Origin of the sequence: Pseudomonas sp. H11T01, assembly GCF_048515765.1 — a bacterium.
Taxonomy (GTDB): Bacteria; Pseudomonadota; Gammaproteobacteria; order Pseudomonadales; family Pseudomonadaceae; genus Aquipseudomonas.
This window is the reverse complement of the sequence record NZ_JBLYED010000001.1, coordinates 447971-468864: the sequence shown is the minus strand read 5'-3', so window position 1 is coordinate 468864 and position 20894 is coordinate 447971. Positions and strand designations below refer to the sequence as shown.

The following is a 20894-nucleotide window of genomic DNA, read 5'->3' as shown; positions in this document are numbered from 1 at the left end:
GCGTAGCAGCCCTCAGAGTATGTAAACGAAGACAAACAAGCCGATCCACACCACATCGACGAAGTGCCAATACCAACTGGCCGCTTCGAAGCCGAACTGATGCTCGGCACTGAAATGCCCACGCATGACCCGCATCAGCATCACAAACAAGATAATGGTGCCGATGGTCACGTGAGCACCGTGGAAACCGGTGAGCATGAAGAAGGTCGCGCCGTAGACACCCGATCCCAGCGTCAGCCCCAGCTCGTGATAGGCGTGGATGTACTCCTTGGCTTGAAAACTGAGGAACCCACAGCCCAGCAGCACGGTCACCGCCAGCCAGATTTTCAGGGCGCCGCGATGGCCTTTCTTCAAAGCATGGTGGGCGATGGTCACGGTAACGCTGGAGCTGACCAACAAGACGGTGTTGAGCAGCGGTAAGCCCCAGGGACTGATGATCTCTTTGGGTGGCGGGAAGAGTTTCGGATCAGGGGTATGCAGCAAAGGCCAGGTAAACTGGAAGTTCGGCCACAGCATGTGCGCCACGCCTTTACTGCCCTCACCACCCAGCCATGGACCGGACAAGTTACGCACGTAAAAAAGAGCGCCGAAGAAGGCGATGAAGAACATCACCTCGGAAAAGATGAACCAGCTCATGCCCCAGCGAAACGAGCGATCCATCTGCGGGCTGTACAGCCCGGCGCGACTTTCCTTGATCACCGTGCCGAACCAGCCAAACAGCATGTAGGCCAACAGCAAACCGCCAACGAAGAAGATCAGCGGGCCATGGGATTCCGGTCTGGCAGCCTTGAGATCGTTGAACCAGGTGCCCAGACCAAACACGGTGATCAACATGCCAAACGTGGCAATGATCGGCCATTTGCTCTGGGCGGGAACGTAGTAATGCTCATGAGTCGCCATTTATTGTTCTCCTTATCGGGCACGCTTGAACGTTTATCCGCCGGTGTTTGTGCTCACAGCGACCGGTGGATGACGCGCGGTGATATCGAACAGCGTGTAAGCCAGCGTCAGGTGCTTCACATCCTTGGGCATGTCACGGTCAACGATGAAACGTACCGGCATCTCGATCCGTTGACCGGGCTGCAGCACTTGCTGGGTAAAGCAGAAGCATTCGGTCTTGTGGAAGTACACCGCCACATCGCCTGGAGAAATACTCGGAATCGCCTGGGCACTCATAGGGTGGTCGGTCGGGTTATAGGCGACAAACAGCATTTCGTTTACCGCCCCTGGATTGATCATCATTTCATCGGCCTTGGGATAGAAGCCCCAGACCATGTCTACCGCGTTGGTCGACAGAAACTGCACGCGGATCTGCCGCGAGGTGTCGACCACCTGCTCACCTTCGTATTGCCCGGCGGTTTTGCCGTTGATGCCGAACGCCTTGCACATCACGTCGTAGATCGGCACCAGGGCAAACCCGAAGACAAACATCGCCACCACCACCAACAACAGCCGCGTCACCAGCTTTTTCAGGGAGATTGAGTCAGCCATGGGCGCGAACCTCGCAGGCTGGAACGTTCATTTCACTTCCGGCGGTGTGGTGAAGGTGTGATACGGCGCCGGCGACGGGATGCTCCACTCCAGACCTTGCGCGCCGTCCCAAGGCTTGGCCGGAGCGGGTGGACCGCCGCGAATGGTCTTGATCACGATGAACAGGAAGAAGATCTGCGTCGCACCGAAGGTAAAAGCCCCGATCGAGGACACCATGTTGAAGTCGGCGAATTGCAGGTTGTAATCCGGAACCCGCCGCGGCATCCCCGCAAGCCCCACGAAGTGCATTGGGAAGAAAGCCATGTTCATGCCGATGAACGACAGCCAGAAATGCAGCTTGCCCAAGGTTTCGTCGTACATGTGACCGGTCCATTTCGGCATCCAATAGTACGCGGAAGCGAAGATCCCGAAGATCGCACCGGGCACCAATACGTAGTGGAAGTGCGCGACCACGAAGTAGGTGTCCTGGTACTGGAAGTCCGCCGGTGCAATGGCCAGCATCAGCCCTGAGAAACCACCAATGGAAAACAGAATCACGAACGCCACGGCAAACAGCATCGGTGTCTCGAAGGTCAACGAGCCCCGCCACATGGTGGTGACCCAGTTGAACACCTTGACCCCGGTCGGCACCGCGATCAGCAGCGTGGCATACATGAAGAACAGCTCGCCCACCAACGGAATGCCCACTACGAACATGTGGTGCGCCCAGACAATGAACGACAGGAAGGCAATACTCGCCGTCGCGTAGACCATCGAGGTGTAGCCAAACAGCGGCTTGCGCGAGAAGGTCGGGATGATCGAGCTGACGGCACCGAATGCCGGCAGGATCATGATGTACACCTCAGGGTGGCCGAAGAACCAGAATACGTGCTGGAACAACACCGGATCACCACCACCGGCGGCACTGAAGAAGCTGGTGCCAAAGTGGATGTCCATCAGCATCATGGTCACGCAACCGGCCAGCACCGGCATCACCGCGATCAACAGGAACGCAGTAATCAGCCAGGTCCAGACGAACAGCGGCATTTTCATCAACGTCATGCCCGGAGCACGCAGGTTGAGGATGGTGGCGATCACGTTGATCGCGCCCATGATTGAGCTGATGCCCATCAGGTGAATGGCGAAGATGAAAAAGGTCACGCTTTCCGGCGCGTAGGTGGTCGACAACGGCGCGTAGAAAGTCCAGCCGAAGTTCGGTCCGCCGCCGGGTGTGAACAGGGTCGACACCAACAGGATGAACGCCGCTGGCAACAGCCAGAAGCTGAAGTTGTTCATCCGAGGCAGGGCCATGTCCGGTGCGCCGATCATCAACGGGATCATCCAGTTGGCGAGGCCGACGAACGCTGGCATCACCGCACCGAAGACCATGACCAGACCGTGCATGGTGGTCATCTGGTTGAAGAACTCCGGTTCGACGATTTGCAGCCCCGGCTGGAACAACTCGGCGCGGATCACCATGGCGAACGAGCCGCCAAGCAAGAACATGGAAAAACTGAACCACAGGTACAGGGTTCCGATGTCTTTATGGTTGGTGGTCAGCACCCAGCGCATCAAACCCTTGGCAGGGCCGTGGGCGAGGTCAACGCCTGCATGAGCGTGATCATCGGTCACAACATTCATGTCCTGTCTCCTGCAAACGAATGGACTGGGCGATCCGGGGCAACAAGCCCCGAGCGGTTCTGGAACACGCAATAGACCAGGTCATTGGCTTTGCGCCTGTTTAAGAGCCAGAACATCCTTAGGCGTGACCATGTCGCCTTTCTTGTTGCCCCAGGCATTGCGCTCGTAGGTCACAACAGCGGCGATATCGACTTCAGAAAGCTGTTTACCAAACGCCGCCATGGCGGTACCGGGCTTGCCAAAGTAGACGCGGTGCAGGTGATCTTCTTTGGGTCCGGTGGCAATTGGCGAGCCCTTGAGCGCCGGGAACATTGGCGGCAGGCCCTGGCCTTCAGCCTGGTGACAGGCGACGCAGGTGGTGTGATAGACCTTGTCGCCGCGAGCCACCAGTTCGTCGAGCGTCCACTCTTTGCTGGTCAGCTCTTTAAGCTTGGAGCTCTCGGCCTTGCGGTCGGCCAGCCAAGTGTCGTAATCAGCCTTGCTCTTGACCTCGACCACAATCGGCATGAAGCCGTGATCCTTGCCGCACAACTCCGAACACTGGCCACGGTAGATACCGGGCTTGTCGACCCGGGTCCAGGCTTCGTTGACGAACCCCGGAATCGCGTCACGCTTCACCGCGAACGCCGGCACCCACCAAGAGTGAATGACGTCGGCAGCGGTCACCAGAAAGCGCACCTTGACGCCAACCGGCAGTACCAGCGGCTGATCGACTTCCAGCAGATAGTGTTCGCCTTTGGTGGCCTGGTTATGAATCTGTTCGGCGGGGGTGGCCAGGTTGCTGAAGAACTCAACGTCCTGCCCGAGGTATTTGTAATGCCATTTCCACTGATAGCCGGTGATCTGGATGTCCACATCCGACTCACTGGTGTCGTACATTTTGATCATGGTTATTGTCGCGGGAACGGCCATCGCCACCAGAATCGCGAACGGAACCACAGTCCACATAAATTCGACCGTCGTACTTTCATGAAACTTGGCAGCTACCTGGCCGGTGGAACGGCGGTGGACGATCATCGACCAGAACATGGCACCGAAGACAATGATGCCAATCACCACGCAGATCCAGAAAATGGTCATGTGCAGATCGAATACCGCGTGACTCACCTCAGTGACCCCTGGTGCCATATTCACGGTCCAGGCGGCTTGCGCCTGACTGAATATCGACCACAACACTAGGCCCATCCAGACTTGTGGATGTCGCATCATTGCGGGTTCCCCTTATCGTTCTTTTTATCCCGCCGGCTTTCACCTGCGGCCAAGGGAGCGGCTGCTTAGACTACGAACTTAAACCGTCACACCTTGGCTGCACATGCAGTCGGACGTCCCCAGCTAACTTCATACAGACCCGAGTATAGACAGCGACTGCGACCTCGCAACGCGATGGCGTAAATCAGCTGAGACAGGGTGGCTCTACGCCACAGACCACGATTGGATGGGGATACCGGACGAATGGTGGCAAATGGATATAACGTACGCGCATAACCATGAAATAATTATGACAAATACGTCTTAGCAGTTTTTTTAAGCCAGCTAACTTATGTCTTCCCTATTTCATTGCCTTGTTTCCTGGAGTTTTCATGAACACCGCCGCATTGCGCGAGCAGATCCAACGTGCCCATCAACATGAGGCCAAAACCGGCCATTTGACGCGTCAGCTGGAAACTCAATTGCCGCACCTGCACCCGGCCATCCAATTGCCGGATGCCGATGCCAAGGGCGTTTTGACGCGTTTTGTCACCGCTTATATAGAACAAGTCCCGGACCTGCTCGACGCAGCCAACGAAGTGGCGCGTGAAGCGGGCATCGAAGATCAGATCAAACCTGTTCTGAAAATCGCCGAGCAGTTCTTCATCCAGCCACCAGCGATCATGGAAGGCCATGAAGGGCTCGATAGTCTGCTGGACGAAGCCTACCTGGCCCATCGTCTGGTCGAAGAGGTCAACGATCTCTACATCAAGCATTTCGCTCAGCCATTAATCCCGCTGGACATGACCGTCGCCAACCTGATTGCACACCAATTGATCGGCGAAGACTTCGCCAACCAGCTGGATGAGGCCGTGCACCACGCTGTAGACGAAATGCTCAATGAAAAGAGCTTCGCGCTGGAGTCCGTTGAGGCTTACCGCGAAAAACTCAACAGCCCGGACACCGGAGCCGCGTGGAAACGCTGGCCGTGCCTGTCCCGCCAGCTGGGCGTAGGGTTGGAGCTGGATACGCCGGCTGCCTGACATCAAGGCATTGGAAGCCGAGCACAGGACCCTGTGGCGAGGGAGCTTGCTCCCTCGCCACAGTTTTATACCCGGCTCAGAATCCCCCCGCTGATCTATATCAACCCCCAGCCGAGCCCATGCGGGCCGTTGTGCGCAATCGCCCTTCCAGTCTGCGCTTCAATCCGCGCGCCTCGATCACCAGCTTCGAGCCTTTGGCCGCGTTGGCCCGGCCCCACTCCTCCAGCAACTCAAGGCAGGAATGGTCGATGTAACTCAGGTTATTTAACGGCACATGCACCGTGGCACCCGCCGGAATGGTCGCCAGCACTTGGGTCAATGCAGGCACTTTGAGAAAGGTCGCCGCGCCTATCAGCCGCAACTCCATTTCTCCTTCACGGGGCAGATCGATCAGGCTGATTTTCAGCCGCGATGCCTTCCAGGCCAGTTTCGCCAACGTCAGACCGAAACCAATCAGCACACCCGTCAGCAAGTCGGTAAAAATGATTGCCAGAGCTGTCGCCGCATAGGTCAGCATTGGCATCCGGCCATAGCGCCCCAGCCCGCGAAAGGCCTTTAGGTCGACCAGTTTTACACCGGTGTAAACCAACACCCCGGCCAGGCTCGCCACCGGAATGCTTTGCAGCACACTGGACAGCAGCATCACAAAAGCCAACAACCACGCGCCATGGAATATCGTTGAAAACCGTGTGGTCGCGCCGGCCTGCACATTCGCCGAGCTGCGTACAATCACCCCGGTCATCGGGAGCGCACCGAGCAGACCGCAGAGCATATTGCCGACACCCTGCGCCGACAGTTCCCGATCAAAATCCGAACGCTGACCGTTGTGCATGCGATCCACCGCCGCTGCCGACAACAGCGTTTCGGCACTGGCGATAAAGGCCACGGCGAACGCCGCGATCAGCAGGTTGGGATCAGCCAGATTGAGCAAGTCGGACGGTCGTAGCCAATCAATCGCCTCGGCCAGATTGGCCGGCACTTCGACGCGTTTGACTTGCAACGCCAGGACAAGGCTCGCAACAGTTGCCAGGCCGACGCCGAGCAGAGCGCCAGGAACAAACCGTAGCGACTGCGGGCGCCATTTGTCCCACAACCACATCACCACAATCGTCGACAAGCCGAGCAGGCCAGCTTGCCAGCCGAGCCCGCCACCCAGCGTCGGCAACGCCTGAGCCAGAGCGGCGGGGAAGCCCGTCAGGTTATCCAGCCCGGACGGCTTGGGTGCACCGTCGAGCATCACATGGACCTGCGATAACACGATCAACACGCCAATCCCGGCGAGCATCCCATAGACCACCGCCGGCGCCGTGACCCGGAACCAGCATCCCAGACGCAAACGCCCGGCAACCAATTGCAGAAAACCGGCCAGCAGCAGAATCGGCCCGAGCATGGCGATTCCGTGCTGACGCACCACTTCAAACACCAGCACCGCCAGGCCCGCTGCGGGGCCGCTGACCTGTAGCGGCGAACCTGCCAGCCAACCCACCACCAAGCCACCGATAATCCCCGTGATCAAACCTTTGGCTGGCGGCATGCCGGACGCAATGGCGATGCCCATGCACAAGGGTAGGGCGACCAGAAACACGACCACCGAAGCCAGCAGCTCCCGTGGCAGAACAGCTTTTAATTGCGCAACACGCATGAAGACTCTCCCGAGGCTTTCTTCAGGCGTGGCAAAGCCCGACCGCTTGCTCCGCAGTCACGGCTAAACCACACAGGGATTAGGAAGATTTAGAAGCGCGCTTTGGGCGTCGCAACGGGAATCGGATGGCTACCATCAAGCGGCAGGAAACAACCCTGATCCGCGTCGTAGGCTTTGATTTCGCTGGTTTCAATGTTGTAGACCCAGCCATGGATGAACAGATGACCGTTGGCCATGCGCGACGCCACCGATGGGTGAGTACGCAAGTGCTGAAGCTGAGCGATGACGTTTTCTTCGGTCAGCACATGCATGCTTTCGTTTTCGTCAGCGCAATCGCAGTTGTCCTGCACCATGGTCTTGGCCACTTCCGCATGGCGTAGCCAGGCTTTGACCGTGGGCATTTTTTCCAGGCTTTGCGGATTGAGCACCGCGCGCATCGCGCCGCAATCGGAGTGTCCACAAATGATAATGTGCTGCACGCCCAGCGCCAGGACCGCGTACTCGATGGCGGTGGAGACACCACCGTTCATTTGTCCGTAAGGCGGCACCACATTACCCACGTTGCGGGTCACGAACAGATCGCCAGGGGCGCTTTGGGTAATCAATTCCGGGACGATGCGCGAATCGGCGCATGCGATGAACATCGCTCTCGGCCGCTGGGCCGTGGCGAGTTTTTTGAAGAGTTCTTCCTGCTGCGGAAAGATCTCGTGACGAAAATGCAAAAAGCCGTCCACGATATGCTGCAGCGCTGCATCGGCGCTTTCGGCCTCCGGGAAGGCTGAAGCCGACGCAGCCAACGGCTGTTTATCCTTGTCACTCATGATTCATCCTCTTTGACGGATTAAAGGAATTTTCCAGTTTTATCCGGTATGAGGCCAGTGGTTGGCTAAAAAACACCCACCCCACTGACCGCGACCCATCAGTCACTCGATGAACAAGGTAACCGTCGAAACTTAACTCAAACTGAATCAAACGCTCTAGGACGCTGGTTCCACGTCGTTAAAAAAGTGACCAGAGTATAACGGCCCCCTCCATTGGCACTATTCAACGATAGGCCAACTCACCGTTAAAGCAGCGACATCTGAGCACCTGGCGGGCAAAAAGCTTCGCAATCGAGATTGAAACCCTCCCGTCGATTCAGCCCCAGACGTTTGATGGCTTTGGCGAAACGTTGCGCCAGCAGATCCGCAAAGGGCCCTTCGCCGCGCATGCGTGCACCGAAGCGACTGTCATACAACTCCCCACCACGGCTTTGGCGAATCAGGCTCAGCACGTGAGCTGCACGCTGAGGGTAATGAGCGGCCAGCCACTCCTCGAACAACGGCGCAACCTCCAGCGGCAAACGCAGCATCATGTAGGCCGCGCTTTGTGCGCCAGCGGCGTGGGCTTCATTGAGCAGGCTTTCCAGTTCGCTGTCATTGATCATCGGAATCATCGGTGAACACAGCACGCCCACCGGGATCCCGGCTTCACGCATGACCCTGATCGCCCGTAATCGGGCCTTGGGGGCTGCGGCCCGCGGCTCCAGGATGCGTTTGAGCTCATCATCGAGGGTGGTCAGGCTGATCATCACCGCCACCAAGCGCTGCTGCGCCAACTCGGCGAGCAAGTCCAGATCACGAAGAATCAGCGAGCCTTTGGTGATGATGGTTACCGGATGGCGGTAGCGCAGCAACACTTCCAGGGTTTGGCGAGTGATTTTGTGCTCGCGCTCGATGGGCTGATAAGGATCGGTATTAGACCCCAGGTTGATGGGCGCGCATTTGTAACCGCGCTTCGAAAGCTGCTCTTCCAGTACGTCGGCGGCATTGGTCTTGGCGATCAGCTTGGTCTCGAAATCCAGCCCCGGCGACAAATCCCAATAGGCATGGCTGGGCCGCGCATAGCAGTAAATACAGCCATGCTCGCAGCCACGGTAGGGATTAATCGAGCGATCGAAAGGCAAATCTGGCGAGTTGTTGCGGGTGATGATGGTTTTCGCTTTCTCGATGCGCACCTCGGTGCCTTGGGTCATCGGCGCTTCCTGATACCAGCCGTCGTCCTCGGCGACCGAACGGTTCGGCGCGAAGCGGTTGTGCGGATTGGTTGCGGTACCGCGTCCGCGAGGGGGTAAGGGCGTGGACATCGAACGGACCTCAAAACTGTATGCACATACAGTATCCGAGCCTCTGCGTTCTGAACAGTGCCGTTCGGCACTTTAGAAGCTTTGCAGATTAAATACATACTCAAGAGTTATATGTTCGCCACGGTTGACACCTTACATAGAAAAACCATGACACATATGCAGCCCCCCTCATCGCCAGGACCAACTACTGTTAGTTCTACTCATACGTAACATCACTAACAGTAAACATACAGGTAGATAGACATGTCATTTTTCAATCAGCGCGGTATTTTCTTGCAACTTCTCGCCCCTTCTCCTGTGAATCCAGGGGAAACAATGGTTTCAATGCAGTTCGCACGAAAAGAAATTGGATACGATGCAGAAAACCGAGTTGAAACCCATACCCTCGTCGACTCCACCAACCTGACGGCCATCTCCACCAATGGCGGCCGGACCTTCAGCCTCCGTAACACTAAGGATATAGACCGTGACGGTGATATTGACGCCGATGATCAAGCCAAGCTTCTTGCTTTAGCGGCGGCTTATTCCAGAATCATCAACCCTTGATAACCAGCGATGCACGTTATTTATATCGACACCATTAGCTAATATAATATAGCGCCAACTAAACCCTGTGCGGAATCTCTCCGCACAGGTCAAGACTGTATCGGCCGCGCCAATATTTATTATGTATTATTCGTTGTTCCGGCTTGTCACCCGACATCGCTTACATTTCACTTTACATAATCCAGCACTGCACTTGGCTTGACTTCAGATCCCTTTCTCCCCAACTACGGAAAAGGCTCATCACCGACCTGCTAAAAGAAATCGAAACGCTTTCGAAATGCTCAAACCTTCCCGACAAGTTTCACGATTCTTTGACAAGCGGCTCACGGGCCTTTGACTGATCCGACCGCACGCTAGGCCCGCATTCACCCATCCCTCATACACGGCGTCTCACGCATGTCGAAAATCCGCGTCTTACCCGCACTGTGCCTTTGCGTTATGGCGCTCTTTGCGATGGCTCAGGTTCAGGCAGACGACACCCCGTGGATCCGGCCCGCTGAATGGGCTCAACCCATAGACGCGCAGTACAACCTCTACCAGATGTCTCCCACGCTCTACCGCAGCACATTACCCGATAGCGCAGCGGTGCCCTTGCTGGAAAAGCTGAAGGTGGGAACAGTGATCAACTTCTTGCCAGAGTCCGACTCCAGCTGGTTGTCGACACCCGGAATCAAACAGGTGCCGCTGCCTTACAGAACCAACCATGTCGATGACGCCGATGTACTGGCCGCCTTGCGGGCGATACAGACCGCTGAAAGCAACGGCCCGGTATTGATGCACTGCAAACATGACTCGGATCGCACCGGTCTGATGGCCGCGATGTACCGCGTGGTGGTGCAAGGCTGGAGTAAAGAGGATGCCTTGAACGAGATGACCCGGGGCGGTTTCGGGGATAGCACCCACTTCAAGAATGGTATTCGTTACATGATGAAGGCCGACGTCGATAAACTGCGTGCTGCGCTGGCCAGCGGTGCGTGCAGTACCAGTGTGTTCGCCACCTGCTCGGTCAAAAGCTGGTTCAAAACCGTCGACACCGAATAAACGCGCTGCAAGAAAAACCCGCCAAGCTCCGTGAGAGCCTGGCAGGTTGAGGGGATCGTCAGTCTTTTTTCAACTTCGGATTGGGGAAGAACTGCACGGTTTGCACCTTGGCATCCGGCACCTTCAACGCCGAGACATTGACCCGCGTACCCAATTCCTTGGGCACTGACAGACCTTGCTCGTTGAGCGTGTCGGAATAACCGCAGGCCACGCATTCGCGGTGCGGCACGTCGTCTTCGCTCCACATCATCAACTTGTCCGGCTCGCTGCACGCCGGGCAGACTGCGCCGGCGATGAAGCGTTTTTTGGTTTTGCTCACAGGCCCTTCACTCATGCTGCTGCGTCCTCATTCAGGCCGCTGTGGCGCAAGAGTGCGTCAATCGACGGCGCACGTCCGCGGAAATCGACGAACAGCACCATCGGCTCCTGAGAACCACCACGGGCCAGAATCGCTTCGCGGAACGCACGACCAGTGTCGGCGTTGAACACGCCCTCTTCCTCGAACCTTGCGAACGCATCAGCCGACAGCACCTCAGCCCATTTATAGCTGTAGTAACCCGCCGCGTAACCGCCAGCGAAGATGTGTGCAAAGCTGTTGGGAAAGCGGTTGTAAGCCGGTGGACGCATGACCGAGACCTCATCACGTACACCTTCGAGCACTTGCAGCACGCTGCGGCCATCGCCGTGGGTGGCGTGCAGCTCGAAGTCGAACAACGAGAATTCCAGTTGGCGGACCATCATCAGACCGGACTGGAAGTTTTTCGCTGCGAGCATTTTTTCCAGCAGGTCCTGAGGCAGCGGCTCGCCGGTTTCGTAGTGACCGGAAATCAGCGCCAGACCTTCCGGTTCCCAGCACCAGTTCTCCATGAACTGGCTCGGCAACTCCACCGCATCCCATGCCACGCCGTTGATCCCGGACGCGCCGGCGTACTCGATGCGGGTCAACAGGTGATGCAGGCCGTGGCCAAATTCGTGGAACAGGGTGGTGACTTCATCGTGGGTCAGCAGCGCAGGCTTGCCGCCGACAGCCGGAGTGAAGTTGCACACCAGGTTCGCCACAGGGCTTTGCAGCACGCCTTGCGCTGTACGGCGACGGTCGCGAGCGCCGTCCATCCAGGCGCCGCCACGCTTGTTGGCGCGGGCATAAAGATCGAAGAAGAAACGCCCAATGTGCTGGCCGTTTTCCTTGATTTCAAACAGGCGAACATCCGGGTGCCAGGTGTCGAAGCCTGTCTGCTCGGCGATTTCGATGCCGTACAGACGCTGGACGATAGCGAACAGGCCGCCCAACACCTTGTCGATCGGGAAGTAAGCACGCAGTGTTTCCTGAGCCACGCTGTAACGCTGTTCGCGGAGTTTTTCACCGTAGAAACCGCTGTCCCAGCTTTGCAGGTCCGGGCAACCTTGTTCGGCGGCGTAGGCCTTGAGCTGCTCCAGGTCCAGCGCGGCGAACGGCTTGCTGCGTTTGGCCAGGTCGCGCAGGAAGCTCAGCACCTGATCGCTGGACTCGGCCATTTTGGTCGCCAGACTCAGCTCGGAGAAGCTGGCGAAACCCAATAGTTTCGCAAGCTCCTGACGCAGGTCGAGGATCTCTTCCATCACCGGGCCGTTATCATTCTGGCCGGCATTTGGGCCTTGGTCCGACGCACGGGTGCAGTAGGCGGCGTAGACTTCTTCGCGCAGTGCACGGTCGTGGGCGTAGGTCATCACCGCAAAATAGCTTGGGAATTCCAGGCTGATCAGCCAACCTTCCAGGCCTTTGGCCTCGGCAGCGGCGGCCATTTGCGCCTTGGCCGAGTCGGTCAGACCGGTCAGGGCCGCTTCGTCGGTGACGTGCTTGGTCCAGGCTTGGGTGGCATCGAGCAATTGATTGGAAAAGCGACTGCCCAGCTCGGACAGCTTGCTCTGCACTTCGGCGTAACGCTTTTGTTGCGCCTCAGGCAGGTCGACACCCGACAGGCGGAAATCGCGCAGGGAGTGTTCGAGGATGGTTTTCTGTCCCACGTCGAAACTGGCGGATTCCGGGCTGCTGGCCAAGGCTTCGAAGGCCTGGAACAGCTCGCGGTTCTGGCCAAGTTCCGTGGAATATGCACTCAACGCAGGCAGGCAAGCCTCATACGCTTCACGCAGTTCAGCACTGTTGCACACGGCGTTCAGGTGGCTGACCGGGCTCCAGGCAGCGCCCAGGCGATCGTTGAGTTCATCCATGGCCAGCACCAGACCGGCCCAGGTAGGCTGCTTGCCTTGGTTTTCAAGGATGCCAACAATGGCGGCGCGGTTGTCAGCGAGGATCTGCTCGATGGCCGGTTGCACATGCTCGGCACGGATCGCCGAAAACGGCGGCAGGTCGTAGGGCTGCAGAAGAGGGTTGTTCACGCTCACGGTTTAGCACCTTGGCTGGAAGAAACATTGGGCCATCTTAATTACAATCGACGCTCACCGCAGCTATCAACCTCATTAATAAATGTCACAGAGGGACCGCAACTTGGCCATTCGCACCTACCAGAACCACACGCCGACACTGGGCGAGCGGGCTTTTGTCGACCGTTCGGCGGTGGTCATCGGCGACGTTGAAATCGGTGCTGACAGCTCCGTCTGGCCGCTGACGGTGATCCGCGGCGACATGCACCGCATCCGCATCGGCGAACGCACCAGCGTGCAGGACGCCTGCGTGTTGCACATCACCCACGCCGGGCCGTTCAACCCGGACGGCTTCCCGCTGCTGATTGGCGATGACGTGACCATCGCCCACAAAGTGATGCTGCACGGCTGCAGCGTCGGTAGCCGGATCCTGATCGGCATGGGCAGCATCGTCATGGACGGCGCAGTGGTGGAGGACGATGTGATCATCGGTGCCGGCAGCTTGGTACCGCCGGGCAAGCGTCTGGAAAGCGGCTTTCTTTATGTGGGCAGCCCGGTCAAACAAGTGCGGCCACTGACTGACAAGGAGCGCGCTTTTTTCACCTACAGCGCGGCGAATTACGTGAAGCTCAAGGATCTGCATCTGGCCGAAGGCTACGACCAGCCTGCGGCCACTACTCAGGAATAACCATGCATTACCAAACCGTTTTGTTCGACCTCGATGGCACCTTGACCGACCCTCGCGAAGGCATCACACGTTCGATCCAGTTCGCGCTGAGCAAACTGGGCATTGATGAGCCAGACCTGACCAAGCTTGAACACTTTATCGGCCCGCCGTTGCTGCAAGCTTTCATGCAGTTCTACGATTTCGATGAGGCCCGCGCCTGGGAGGCGGTGAATTTTTACCGCGAGCGTTTCAAAGTTACCGGGCTGTATGAAAACCGCGTGTTCGAGGGTGTCACACCGCTGCTGGAAACCCTGAGCGGGCAAGGGCGGCAGCTGTATATAGCCACCTCGAAGCCTTGGGTTTTCGCCCGGGAAATCGCCCGCCACTTCGACTTCGCCAGGCACTTCAAAGTGATCTACGGCAGCGAACTGGACGGCACCCGTACCAATAAAGTCGAATTGATCGCCCATCTGATGGCCGAAGAAGGCCTTGATCCTACTAAGACCCTGATGATCGGCGACCGCAAACACGACCTGATCGGCGCCCGCAGTAATGGGCTGGATGCGGCGGCAGTGGGTTATGGTTTTGGTAGCCATGAAGAGTTAAGCGCTGAGCAGCCGGCGTATCACTTTGAGACATTGGCCGAGTTGCACCAGGCGTTTTTGCAGCGCTAGTTAGATCCCATCGCGAGCAAGCCCGCTCCCACATTGAATCTCCGGTGTGCATGCAATTTGTGTCCAATGCAGATCTATGTGGGAGCGGGCTTGCTCGCGATGAGGCCCTGTCAGACATCAGAGCTCTTAACGCCAGCCAACGCTTTCAGCGCCGCCTTACGCTGTTCAACCGGCAAAGCCCCCAATTTTTCCACCTCGCCATAGAACACCACCCAATCCCCACCCGTTTTCTTGAACATCGCCGCAAAAGCCGGCACCCACTGGTCATAGAGACCAAACGGCAGCAATCGGGCGTTGTTCATCGGCGCATTGATCCAGGCGTCGTAGCGATTTGCGCCGGCCCATTGATTGTCACGCAACTGGCGATAGTCGCGACGTAACTGCTCGAACTCCGCAGCTTTGCGCTGTCGCATTTGCTCGGTCGGCAGCGGTAATGCATACAAACGTTCAAGCCGTGTGCGGGTCTCCAGAATCAGCTGGGTAAACTGATCCCGCTGCTGCACATCAGCCCCACTGTCCGGAGGCAATCCGCGGGCCGCGCACCACTGGCGAGTGCCTTCCTGCTCGACGAAGGTGGCGAATGACTCGTTGAACTCCGTGTCGTTTTTCACATAGAAGCGCTGGTGCGCCAGCTCATGGAAGATCAGCGTTGCCAATCGCTCATCACCCCAGCCCATCATCGAATTAATGATCGGATCGTTGAACCAGCCCAGGGTCGAATAGGCCTCGACGCCGCCAATCGACACGTCCATACCTTGCTGGCGTTGCAACGCCGCTTCACCCCGCGCCGCGCCCTGACTATAAAAGCCGCGATAGGCGACGCAACCGGCAATCGGGAAACAATGATTTTGCGGCATCAGGGAAAACTCGGCCGTGGCGAACACGTTCCACACCACAAACGGCCGCCCGATATCGGCGTACAGGCGATAACTTTTGTTGTCCGGCAGGTGCAAGTGCTGGCTGGCGAATTCGCGGGCCTTCTGCGACTGGACCAAATGCTCACGCAATTTCGGGTCGCGAGTGGGGTCGGCAATCACCTCGGCCACGGGCTCGCGGGCCCGCAGCAACTTCCATTGGCCATCAGCCAACTGGCTGTAATAACTGAGACTGGAACAACCGTTCAGCAGCAAAAGCACAAATGTCGGAAACAAAGTGCGCAAAATACGGTCGAGTACCCCATGGCCTCTCAGGCTGCGTAAAAGCGTAGCGAGCGAAGGAAAGACAAGGCGAAGACAGGCGAGGAAGCGGAGTTTACGGGTTGTAAATGAGCATTCCGAGCCTGTCTTCAACGCAGTATTTCGCGCGAAGCCTGCAGTAGCTTTTACGCAACCTGTAGTACGTTGCCTATCCAATCGAATCATCCCGTGAGCGTCTGATTGCAAGACTATCTCGCCTGCCCGGAGCTTCGCTATGCGCACGTTAATGCTAACGGGTGGCCTGCTGATATTAGCCGGCTGCGCTGGACTGCCCGCCCCTGATCCAGCGCAAGCCTGGGTCGACCTCGAAGCTCATCAAAACACGGCGCTGCAAGCGCTGAAAGTCGATGAAAAACCCGCGATCGACAAGCGCTATTTCGAAGTTCAACCCGGCAGCCATAAGCTGACCGTGCGTTATCAATTCGCAGTGGAGCCGACCAATATCGGCCCGGACACCGAGCCGCTCTGGCGCGATTGCCAGTTGAGTGTGAAATTCAAGGATTTCAACGCGGGCCAACGCTATCAACTGCGCGCCGGGAATATCGGCTTCCGGCCGTGGGCCAAGCTCTATGACCAGCAGCGAAACGTGGTTGGCCGGGGCCAACCCGCAGGCTGTCAGCGCACCTGATCAGCGCTATGCTGAAAGTGTGACCGCTCGGAGTCCATCATGCGCACGCCACTGCTGTTACTCGCCCTCGGTTCTCTTGCTGCCTGCGTCAGCCCTCTGCCGGCCGTCGACCCGCAACAAGCCTGGGTCGAGCTCTCCACCCCGACCCCGGGCGGCAAACTGATTCTGGCCGAGCGTCTGGACAACCAGCGGCTAAGTGACGGGCGTTTTTTCCAGGTCACTCCGGGTAGCCATGAACTGGAAGTGCGCTTCGACTTCGAGATTTTTGGGGGTGGCATGAGCATGATGAACGACGTTCAGGAACGCCTCTGTTACCTGACGGTGCGCTATGACCACTTCGAGGCAGGTCAGCGTTATCAACTGGAAGCTCGCTCGCTGGGCTTCCGCGCCAGTGCCCGACTGTACAACGCCAAACGCGAAATCGTGGCAGAAGACCGGTTGGTGAACTGTGTTCGTTAAGGGCCGCTATTTGTCGTTCTTTTGATAGATGATTTTCTTGGTGCCGCCATCACAGGTACCGACCACCATATTCTGATCATGCACCTCGTCATTGCTGACAATCTCCAATGTGTAGGAGGTCACCTTATTGGCCTGGATCTTCGCTTCGATCTCAGCCTTGAGCTCTTCACAGGATTTCGCCGCCGCCAGGGCCGATGTGGCCAGCGCGCAACAGATAACCGCCAAAGCAAAACGTTTCATGGTTAAAGCTCCCTTGATGCGGCGCGCACTGTCATACGCAGAAACCGCACTCACCCATTCGACCACAGTTTCGCAAAGCGAGTTCTGACTTGGCGCACATCCGGGGGCACCCAAAATCGCAGCCTGCGGCAGCTCCTACATTGACCGCGTATACCCTTAATTTCTCGGGAGTGCGCTAACTGTAGGAGCTGCCGATGGCTCGGGCCGCGTTCGGACGATCTTTAGCGGCGCACTAGATCTTTGAATCAGCTCACCAACGTCCCATCAAGCGTGATCTTGGCATTCAACACCTTCGACACCGGGCAACCTTCTTTGGCTTTTTTGCTCAGTTCGTCGAATTGCTGCTGAGTGGCGCCGGGGATTTTCGCCTTGAGCGTCAGATGCACGGCGGTAATTGCAAAGCCACCGTCCACCTGGTCCAGCGTCACCTCGGCATTGGTATCGATGCTGGTGGCTTTCAGGTTGGCCTCGCCGAGAATCATCGAAAAGGCCATGGAGAAACAACCCGCGTGAGCTGCGCCGATCAGCTCTTCCGGGTTGGTGCCCGGGCCACCCTCAAAGCGCGCCTTGAAGCCATAAGGCGCATTTTTCAGAACCCCGGTTTCGGTTGAGATAGAACCAAGACCGGTTTTCAGATCACCGATCCAATGAGCCGACGCTTTCTTTTTGATACTCATCTCTGTCTCCTCAAGATCCGGCGCGAGGGATCGCGCCTTCATGGTTTTCCGTTACTAGGGTTCTGAGAATAGAAGGCGTGGCAAAGTTCACCTTGTCGGATCGAACCGCTTATCTGGTAGGCAAATTCACCTCAGCTATTGAAACTCGGGTATATGCCCACATTGCATAGGACAGGCTTATAGAAATCGGCAGGTTTTGGCTTGTGGCAAAAGCCTGCGCACCCATTGGAGAAGCAGGTTTATGAAACGACTGTCTGATATCAAGTTCTCGACCCTCGACCTGGTGCCCGTGCGTGAAAACGGCAGCCCGGCGCAATCGCTGCGCAACTCGCTGGACCTGGCGCAACACGTCGAGAAGTTTGGCTACCACCGCTTCTGGGTCGCCGAACACCACAACATGGACGGCATCGCCAGCTCGGCGACGTCTGTTTTGCTCGGCTACCTGGCTGGTGGCACTTCGACAATCCGCGTCGGTTCCGGCGGTGTGATGCTGCCCAACCATGCGCCGCTGGTGATCGCCGAGCAGTTCGGCACCCTGGAAAGCCTGTATCCGGGCCGGATCGACCTCGGTTTGGGCCGTGCACCCGGTTCAGATCAGATGACCGCTCGCGCCCTGCGCCGTGAACGCTCCGGCAGCGCCGACGACTTCCCCGAAGATGTGGCCGAACTGATGAGATACCTCGGCCCGCGCACGCCTGATCAAAAAGTGATCGCCGTTCCGGGCACCGGCACCAACGTGCCGGTCTGGCTGCTGGGTTCCAGCCTGTTCAGTGCGCAACTGGCCGGGGAGCGCGGTTTGCCCTACGCCTTCGCCTCACACTTTGCACCGCGCTATATGCACGAAGCGATTCGTGTCTACCGCAATCACTTCAAACCTTCGGCGACGCTCGACAAGCCGTACGTGATGCTCGGTGTGCCGCTGGTGGCTGCGGACACCGACGAGCAGGCCGATTACCTGGCGACCTCGGTCTATCAACGGATTCTCGCCCTGATGCGCGGCCACAGTCTGGTGCAACGTGCACCGGTGAAAACCATGGACGGCCTGTGGTTGCCCCATGAGAAAGAAGCGGTGGCCAGCTTCCTCGGTCTGGCAATGGTAGGCAGTCCGGAAAAAATCCGCGCCAAGCTGCAAGTGCTGATCGAACAGACGGGGGCCGATGAGCTGATTTTCACCTGCGACCTGTACGAACATGCCGATCGGGTGCATTCCTACGAATTGCTGGCGCAAGTGATGAAGGGTTAACGCCCGCTACAGAAACAGAAAAGCCGACACAACCGCGTCGGCTTTTCTATTCAGGCAGGATTAACCTTTCTTGTAGACAATTACCTTAGCGCCCTTATCACAGGTGCCGACTACTTTCCCGCCAGCTGCAGCGCCTTTATCGACGATTTCCAACGCGTAACCCGAAATGCTCTTGGCATCGAGTTTCGCTGCGATTTCTGCTTTCAGTTCTTCGCACGGCTTGCCGGCAGCAAGGGCTGTTCCTGCAATGCTCAACAAACCTACAGCCAACATGAGTTTTTTCATCGGTCACATTCCCCTGGTCGAATCAAAAAAGGGGCGTCGACGTTCTACGCTGACGCACCCAAGACTGTGGCGCTTTGCCATTCCTATGGCAATCAGCCAGCGCACAAGTTCAGAAGCCTAGCTCAATCTCAGCTAGTGGCAATCCGAAATCCGACTTTGAGGGTGACCTGGAAGTGCGCCACCTTGCCGTCCTTGATATGCCCGCGTGTTTCGGTCACCTCGAACCATTCCAGGAACTTGAGGCTTTTACTGGCCTCGGCCAGAGCGTTGTTGATGGCGTCTTCGATACTGGTGGGGGAAGAGCCAACCAGTTCGACTTTCTTATACGTGCGATGGTCAGTCATGGCGTTCTCCTTAGGGTGTGAAATACAGCCTAGCAGTGATTTTTCTTATTACTTCTGCCGACTATTTCTTCGGGAAAATTCAGATTCACTGCACTTTCCACCCCCCCTGGAGTCCCAACCAACACACGCCCTCATCATCAATGCAGGAGAGTCACCATGGCCACCACCTCGTTACGTAAAGCCTCATTGCAAAGCATGGAAGCCGAGATCGAGAGTCTGCTCAAGTCGCTGGAAAACCTTAAGAACGACGCCTCGGACGAGTCGCGCATCACCCTCAAAGCACTGAAAAGCAACGCCGAAAACGCGCTGAAACACTCGCGCCATCTGCTCAGCGATGCGTATGACGAGGTCAAAGTCAAAACCCGTGAAACCGGGATCGCCACGCGTGATTACGCTCAAGACCACCCGTGGACCACCGCCGGTGTCGCCGTCGGTGCTCTGGGTCTGCTGGCCGCTTACCTGCTGTGCAGACGCGGGGATTAAGTCGTTTGGCGCAGCTCGTTCTTGAGCCACTGCGCCAACTGTCGAGCGCGCCCATCCGCGGCGCGTTTGGGTAGCCACAACGCCAGTTGCGCCGGGGTTTCACAAAAGCCCCATGGCGCAACCAGGCGACCGGCTCGCAAGTCCTCGGCCACCAATGGTTCAGGCGCAATCGCCACCCCAAGGCCGGCCACCGCCGCTTCCAGCAAATAATACAAATGCTCAAAACCCTGACCGTACTTCAAGCCCCCGGCCTCGATACCGCTTTGCCGTGCCCAACTGGGCCAGGCTTGAGGCCGCGAAGTGGTGTGCAATAACGCCTCCCTCAGCAGCGCCTCGGCCGGAGCCTCGCGTAACCGTTCAAAACCGGTAAAGCGCGGGCTCATGACCGGGCCGATGCGTTCGCTCGCAAGCTCATACACCTGCATGTCCGCCGGCCACGGTGGCTCGGCGAACACCAGCAAAGCGTCCAGCCCCGGCCGTCGAGGATCGAGATCGCCTTCGCCGGCCGACAAGTGCAAGCGCAAGTCCGGCAAATCAGCATTCAATCGCCCCAGACGCGGGATAAACCAGCGCGCCAGCAAACTGCCCGAGCAGCCGAGCACGAACGGCGCGTCAGCACTGCCTTGAGTCAATTCGGCGCACACCGTGCGCAGGCGCTCAAAGGCGTCGCTGCTGGCGTCACGTAATCGCACGCCCGCATCTGTGAGTTTCAGGCCGCGCCCGTCCTTGATGAAAAGGCTGACGCCGAGATGCTCTTCGAGCACCTTCAACTGGCGGCTCACCGCACCGTGGGTGACGTGCAGTTGTTCGGCAGCCTGGCTAACACTGTTCAGCCTGGCAGTGGCTTCAAAGGCGCGCAATGCGTTTAGCGGGGGAAGGTCGTGGCTCATGGGATCTGTGAGTTTTCCTGACAGGTTACGGCGATCTTATCGGTTTTCAGC

Annotated in this window: 24 protein-coding genes; 9 read left to right on the top strand and 15 right to left on the bottom strand. The window is 57.6% G+C overall.

Going from position 1 to position 20894, the window contains the following annotated elements:
* Positions 1-12: 12 nt before the first annotated feature.
* From ACN1C3_RS02315 to coxB, 4 genes are all read right to left on the bottom strand, one after another.
* Positions 13-900: a cytochrome c oxidase subunit 3 gene (locus tag ACN1C3_RS02315; protein ID WP_419114159.1), complete on the bottom strand. Its 888-nt coding sequence runs from the start codon at positions 898-900 to the stop codon at positions 13-15.
* Between the two features lie 33 nt (positions 901-933).
* Entirely contained in the window at positions 934-1491 is a 558-nt protein-coding gene (locus ACN1C3_RS02310; protein WP_419114158.1) for a cytochrome c oxidase assembly protein, read from the bottom strand.
* Between the two features lie 27 nt (positions 1492-1518).
* Positions 1519-3111, bottom strand: coding sequence for a cytochrome c oxidase subunit I (gene ctaD, locus ACN1C3_RS02305; RefSeq protein ID WP_419114157.1), 1593 nt, complete (start codon positions 3109-3111; stop codon positions 1519-1521).
* Positions 3112-3192: 81 nt separating this feature from the next.
* Positions 3193-4320: a cytochrome c oxidase subunit II gene (gene coxB, locus ACN1C3_RS02300; RefSeq protein WP_419114156.1), complete on the bottom strand. Its 1128-nt coding sequence runs from the start codon at positions 4318-4320 to the stop codon at positions 3193-3195.
* Between the two features lie 371 nt (positions 4321-4691).
* Here coxB and ACN1C3_RS02295 point away from each other — a divergent pair, with 371 nt between their 5' ends.
* On the top strand, positions 4692-5342 hold the full coding sequence (locus ACN1C3_RS02295) for a hypothetical protein (protein ID WP_419114155.1): 651 nt from the start codon (positions 4692-4694) through the stop codon (positions 5340-5342).
* 100 nt (positions 5343-5442) lie between these two features.
* On the opposite strand, the gene ACN1C3_RS02290 is transcribed toward ACN1C3_RS02295, so the two are convergent.
* From ACN1C3_RS02290 to ACN1C3_RS02280, 3 genes are all read right to left on the bottom strand, one after another.
* Positions 5443-6984, bottom strand: coding sequence for a SulP family inorganic anion transporter (locus tag ACN1C3_RS02290; RefSeq protein WP_419114154.1), 1542 nt, complete (start codon positions 6982-6984; stop codon positions 5443-5445).
* Between the two features lie 89 nt (positions 6985-7073).
* Positions 7074-7805 carry a carbonic anhydrase gene (locus tag ACN1C3_RS02285; protein ID WP_419114153.1) on the bottom strand — a complete coding sequence of 244 codons (732 nt, stop codon included), beginning with the start codon at positions 7803-7805 and terminating at the stop codon, positions 7074-7076.
* Between the two features lie 245 nt (positions 7806-8050).
* Complete coding sequence (locus ACN1C3_RS02280; RefSeq protein ID WP_419114152.1) at positions 8051-9109, bottom strand: PA0069 family radical SAM protein; 1059 nt, start codon at positions 9107-9109, stop codon at positions 8051-8053.
* Between the two features lie 243 nt (positions 9110-9352).
* Between ACN1C3_RS02280 and ACN1C3_RS02275 the strand changes: the two genes are divergently transcribed.
* Positions 9353-9655 (top strand): hypothetical protein, encoded by a 303-nt coding sequence (locus tag ACN1C3_RS02275; RefSeq protein WP_419114151.1) that lies wholly within the window; start codon positions 9353-9355, stop codon positions 9653-9655.
* 396 nt (positions 9656-10051) lie between these two features.
* A complete protein-coding gene (locus tag ACN1C3_RS02270; RefSeq protein ID WP_419114150.1) occupies positions 10052-10696 on the top strand; it encodes a protein tyrosine phosphatase in 645 nt (214 codons plus the stop codon).
* Between the two features lie 58 nt (positions 10697-10754).
* Here ACN1C3_RS02270 and ACN1C3_RS02265 read toward each other — a convergent pair whose 3' ends face one another.
* Positions 10755-11030, bottom strand: coding sequence for a YheV family putative zinc ribbon protein (locus ACN1C3_RS02265; protein ID WP_419114149.1), 276 nt, complete (start codon positions 11028-11030; stop codon positions 10755-10757).
* The gene (prlC, locus tag ACN1C3_RS02260) at positions 11027-13078 is read right to left on the bottom strand and encodes an oligopeptidase A (protein ID WP_419114148.1); all 2052 of its coding nucleotides are present in this window, start codon (positions 13076-13078) and stop codon (positions 11027-11029) included. The genes ACN1C3_RS02265 and prlC overlap by 4 nt, the downstream gene beginning before the upstream one ends.
* A 103-nt stretch (positions 13079-13181) precedes the next feature.
* Between prlC and ACN1C3_RS02255 the strand changes: the two genes are divergently transcribed.
* Positions 13182-13745 (top strand): gamma carbonic anhydrase family protein, encoded by a 564-nt coding sequence (locus ACN1C3_RS02255; protein WP_419114147.1) that lies wholly within the window; start codon positions 13182-13184, stop codon positions 13743-13745.
* A 2-nt stretch (positions 13746-13747) separates the two neighbouring features.
* The gene (locus tag ACN1C3_RS02250) at positions 13748-14398 is read left to right on the top strand and encodes an HAD family hydrolase (RefSeq protein WP_419114146.1); all 651 of its coding nucleotides are present in this window, start codon (positions 13748-13750) and stop codon (positions 14396-14398) included.
* A 110-nt stretch (positions 14399-14508) separates the two neighbouring features.
* On the opposite strand, the gene ACN1C3_RS02245 is transcribed toward ACN1C3_RS02250, so the two are convergent.
* Positions 14509-15558, bottom strand: a complete 1050-nt coding sequence (locus tag ACN1C3_RS02245) for an aminopeptidase (protein ID WP_419114145.1) — start codon at positions 15556-15558, stop codon at positions 14509-14511.
* 250 nt (positions 15559-15808) lie between these two features.
* Between ACN1C3_RS02245 and ACN1C3_RS02240 the strand changes: the two genes are divergently transcribed.
* Both ACN1C3_RS02240 and ACN1C3_RS02235 read left to right on the top strand, forming a co-directional pair.
* Entirely contained in the window at positions 15809-16222 is a 414-nt protein-coding gene (locus ACN1C3_RS02240) for a hypothetical protein (protein WP_419114144.1), read from the top strand.
* A gap of 39 nt (positions 16223-16261) precedes the next feature.
* Positions 16262-16681 carry a hypothetical protein gene (locus ACN1C3_RS02235; protein WP_419114143.1) on the top strand — a complete coding sequence of 140 codons (420 nt, stop codon included), beginning with the start codon at positions 16262-16264 and terminating at the stop codon, positions 16679-16681.
* A gap of 6 nt (positions 16682-16687) precedes the next feature.
* Here the strand turns inward: ACN1C3_RS02235 and ACN1C3_RS02230 are convergent, their stop codons facing one another.
* Complete coding sequence (locus ACN1C3_RS02230; protein WP_419114142.1) at positions 16688-16921, bottom strand: DUF1161 domain-containing protein; 234 nt, start codon at positions 16919-16921, stop codon at positions 16688-16690.
* A 245-nt stretch (positions 16922-17166) separates the two neighbouring features.
* The gene (locus ACN1C3_RS02225; protein WP_419114141.1) at positions 17167-17598 is read right to left on the bottom strand and encodes an OsmC family protein; all 432 of its coding nucleotides are present in this window, start codon (positions 17596-17598) and stop codon (positions 17167-17169) included.
* Between the two features lie 241 nt (positions 17599-17839).
* On the opposite strand from ACN1C3_RS02225, the gene ACN1C3_RS02220 reads away from it, so the two are divergent.
* On the top strand, positions 17840-18841 hold the full coding sequence (locus ACN1C3_RS02220) for an LLM class flavin-dependent oxidoreductase (protein ID WP_419114140.1): 1002 nt from the start codon (positions 17840-17842) through the stop codon (positions 18839-18841).
* Positions 18842-18901: 60 nt separating this feature from the next.
* Here the strand turns inward: ACN1C3_RS02220 and ACN1C3_RS02215 are convergent, their stop codons facing one another.
* On the bottom strand, positions 18902-19126 hold the full coding sequence (locus tag ACN1C3_RS02215) for a DUF1161 domain-containing protein (protein WP_419114139.1): 225 nt from the start codon (positions 19124-19126) through the stop codon (positions 18902-18904).
* 128 nt (positions 19127-19254) lie between these two features.
* A complete protein-coding gene (locus tag ACN1C3_RS02210) occupies positions 19255-19470 on the bottom strand; it encodes a dodecin (RefSeq protein WP_419114138.1) in 216 nt (71 codons plus the stop codon).
* 156 nt (positions 19471-19626) lie between these two features.
* Here ACN1C3_RS02210 and ACN1C3_RS02205 point away from each other — a divergent pair, with 156 nt between their 5' ends.
* Positions 19627-19953: a DUF883 family protein gene (locus tag ACN1C3_RS02205; protein WP_419114137.1), complete on the top strand. Its 327-nt coding sequence runs from the start codon at positions 19627-19629 to the stop codon at positions 19951-19953.
* On the opposite strand, the gene ACN1C3_RS02200 is transcribed toward ACN1C3_RS02205, so the two are convergent.
* The gene (locus ACN1C3_RS02200) at positions 19950-20843 is read right to left on the bottom strand and encodes a LysR family transcriptional regulator (protein ID WP_419114136.1); all 894 of its coding nucleotides are present in this window, start codon (positions 20841-20843) and stop codon (positions 19950-19952) included. The two genes, ACN1C3_RS02205 and ACN1C3_RS02200, sit on opposite strands and share 4 nt — an antisense overlap.
* Between the last annotated feature and the right edge of the window lie 51 nt (positions 20844-20894).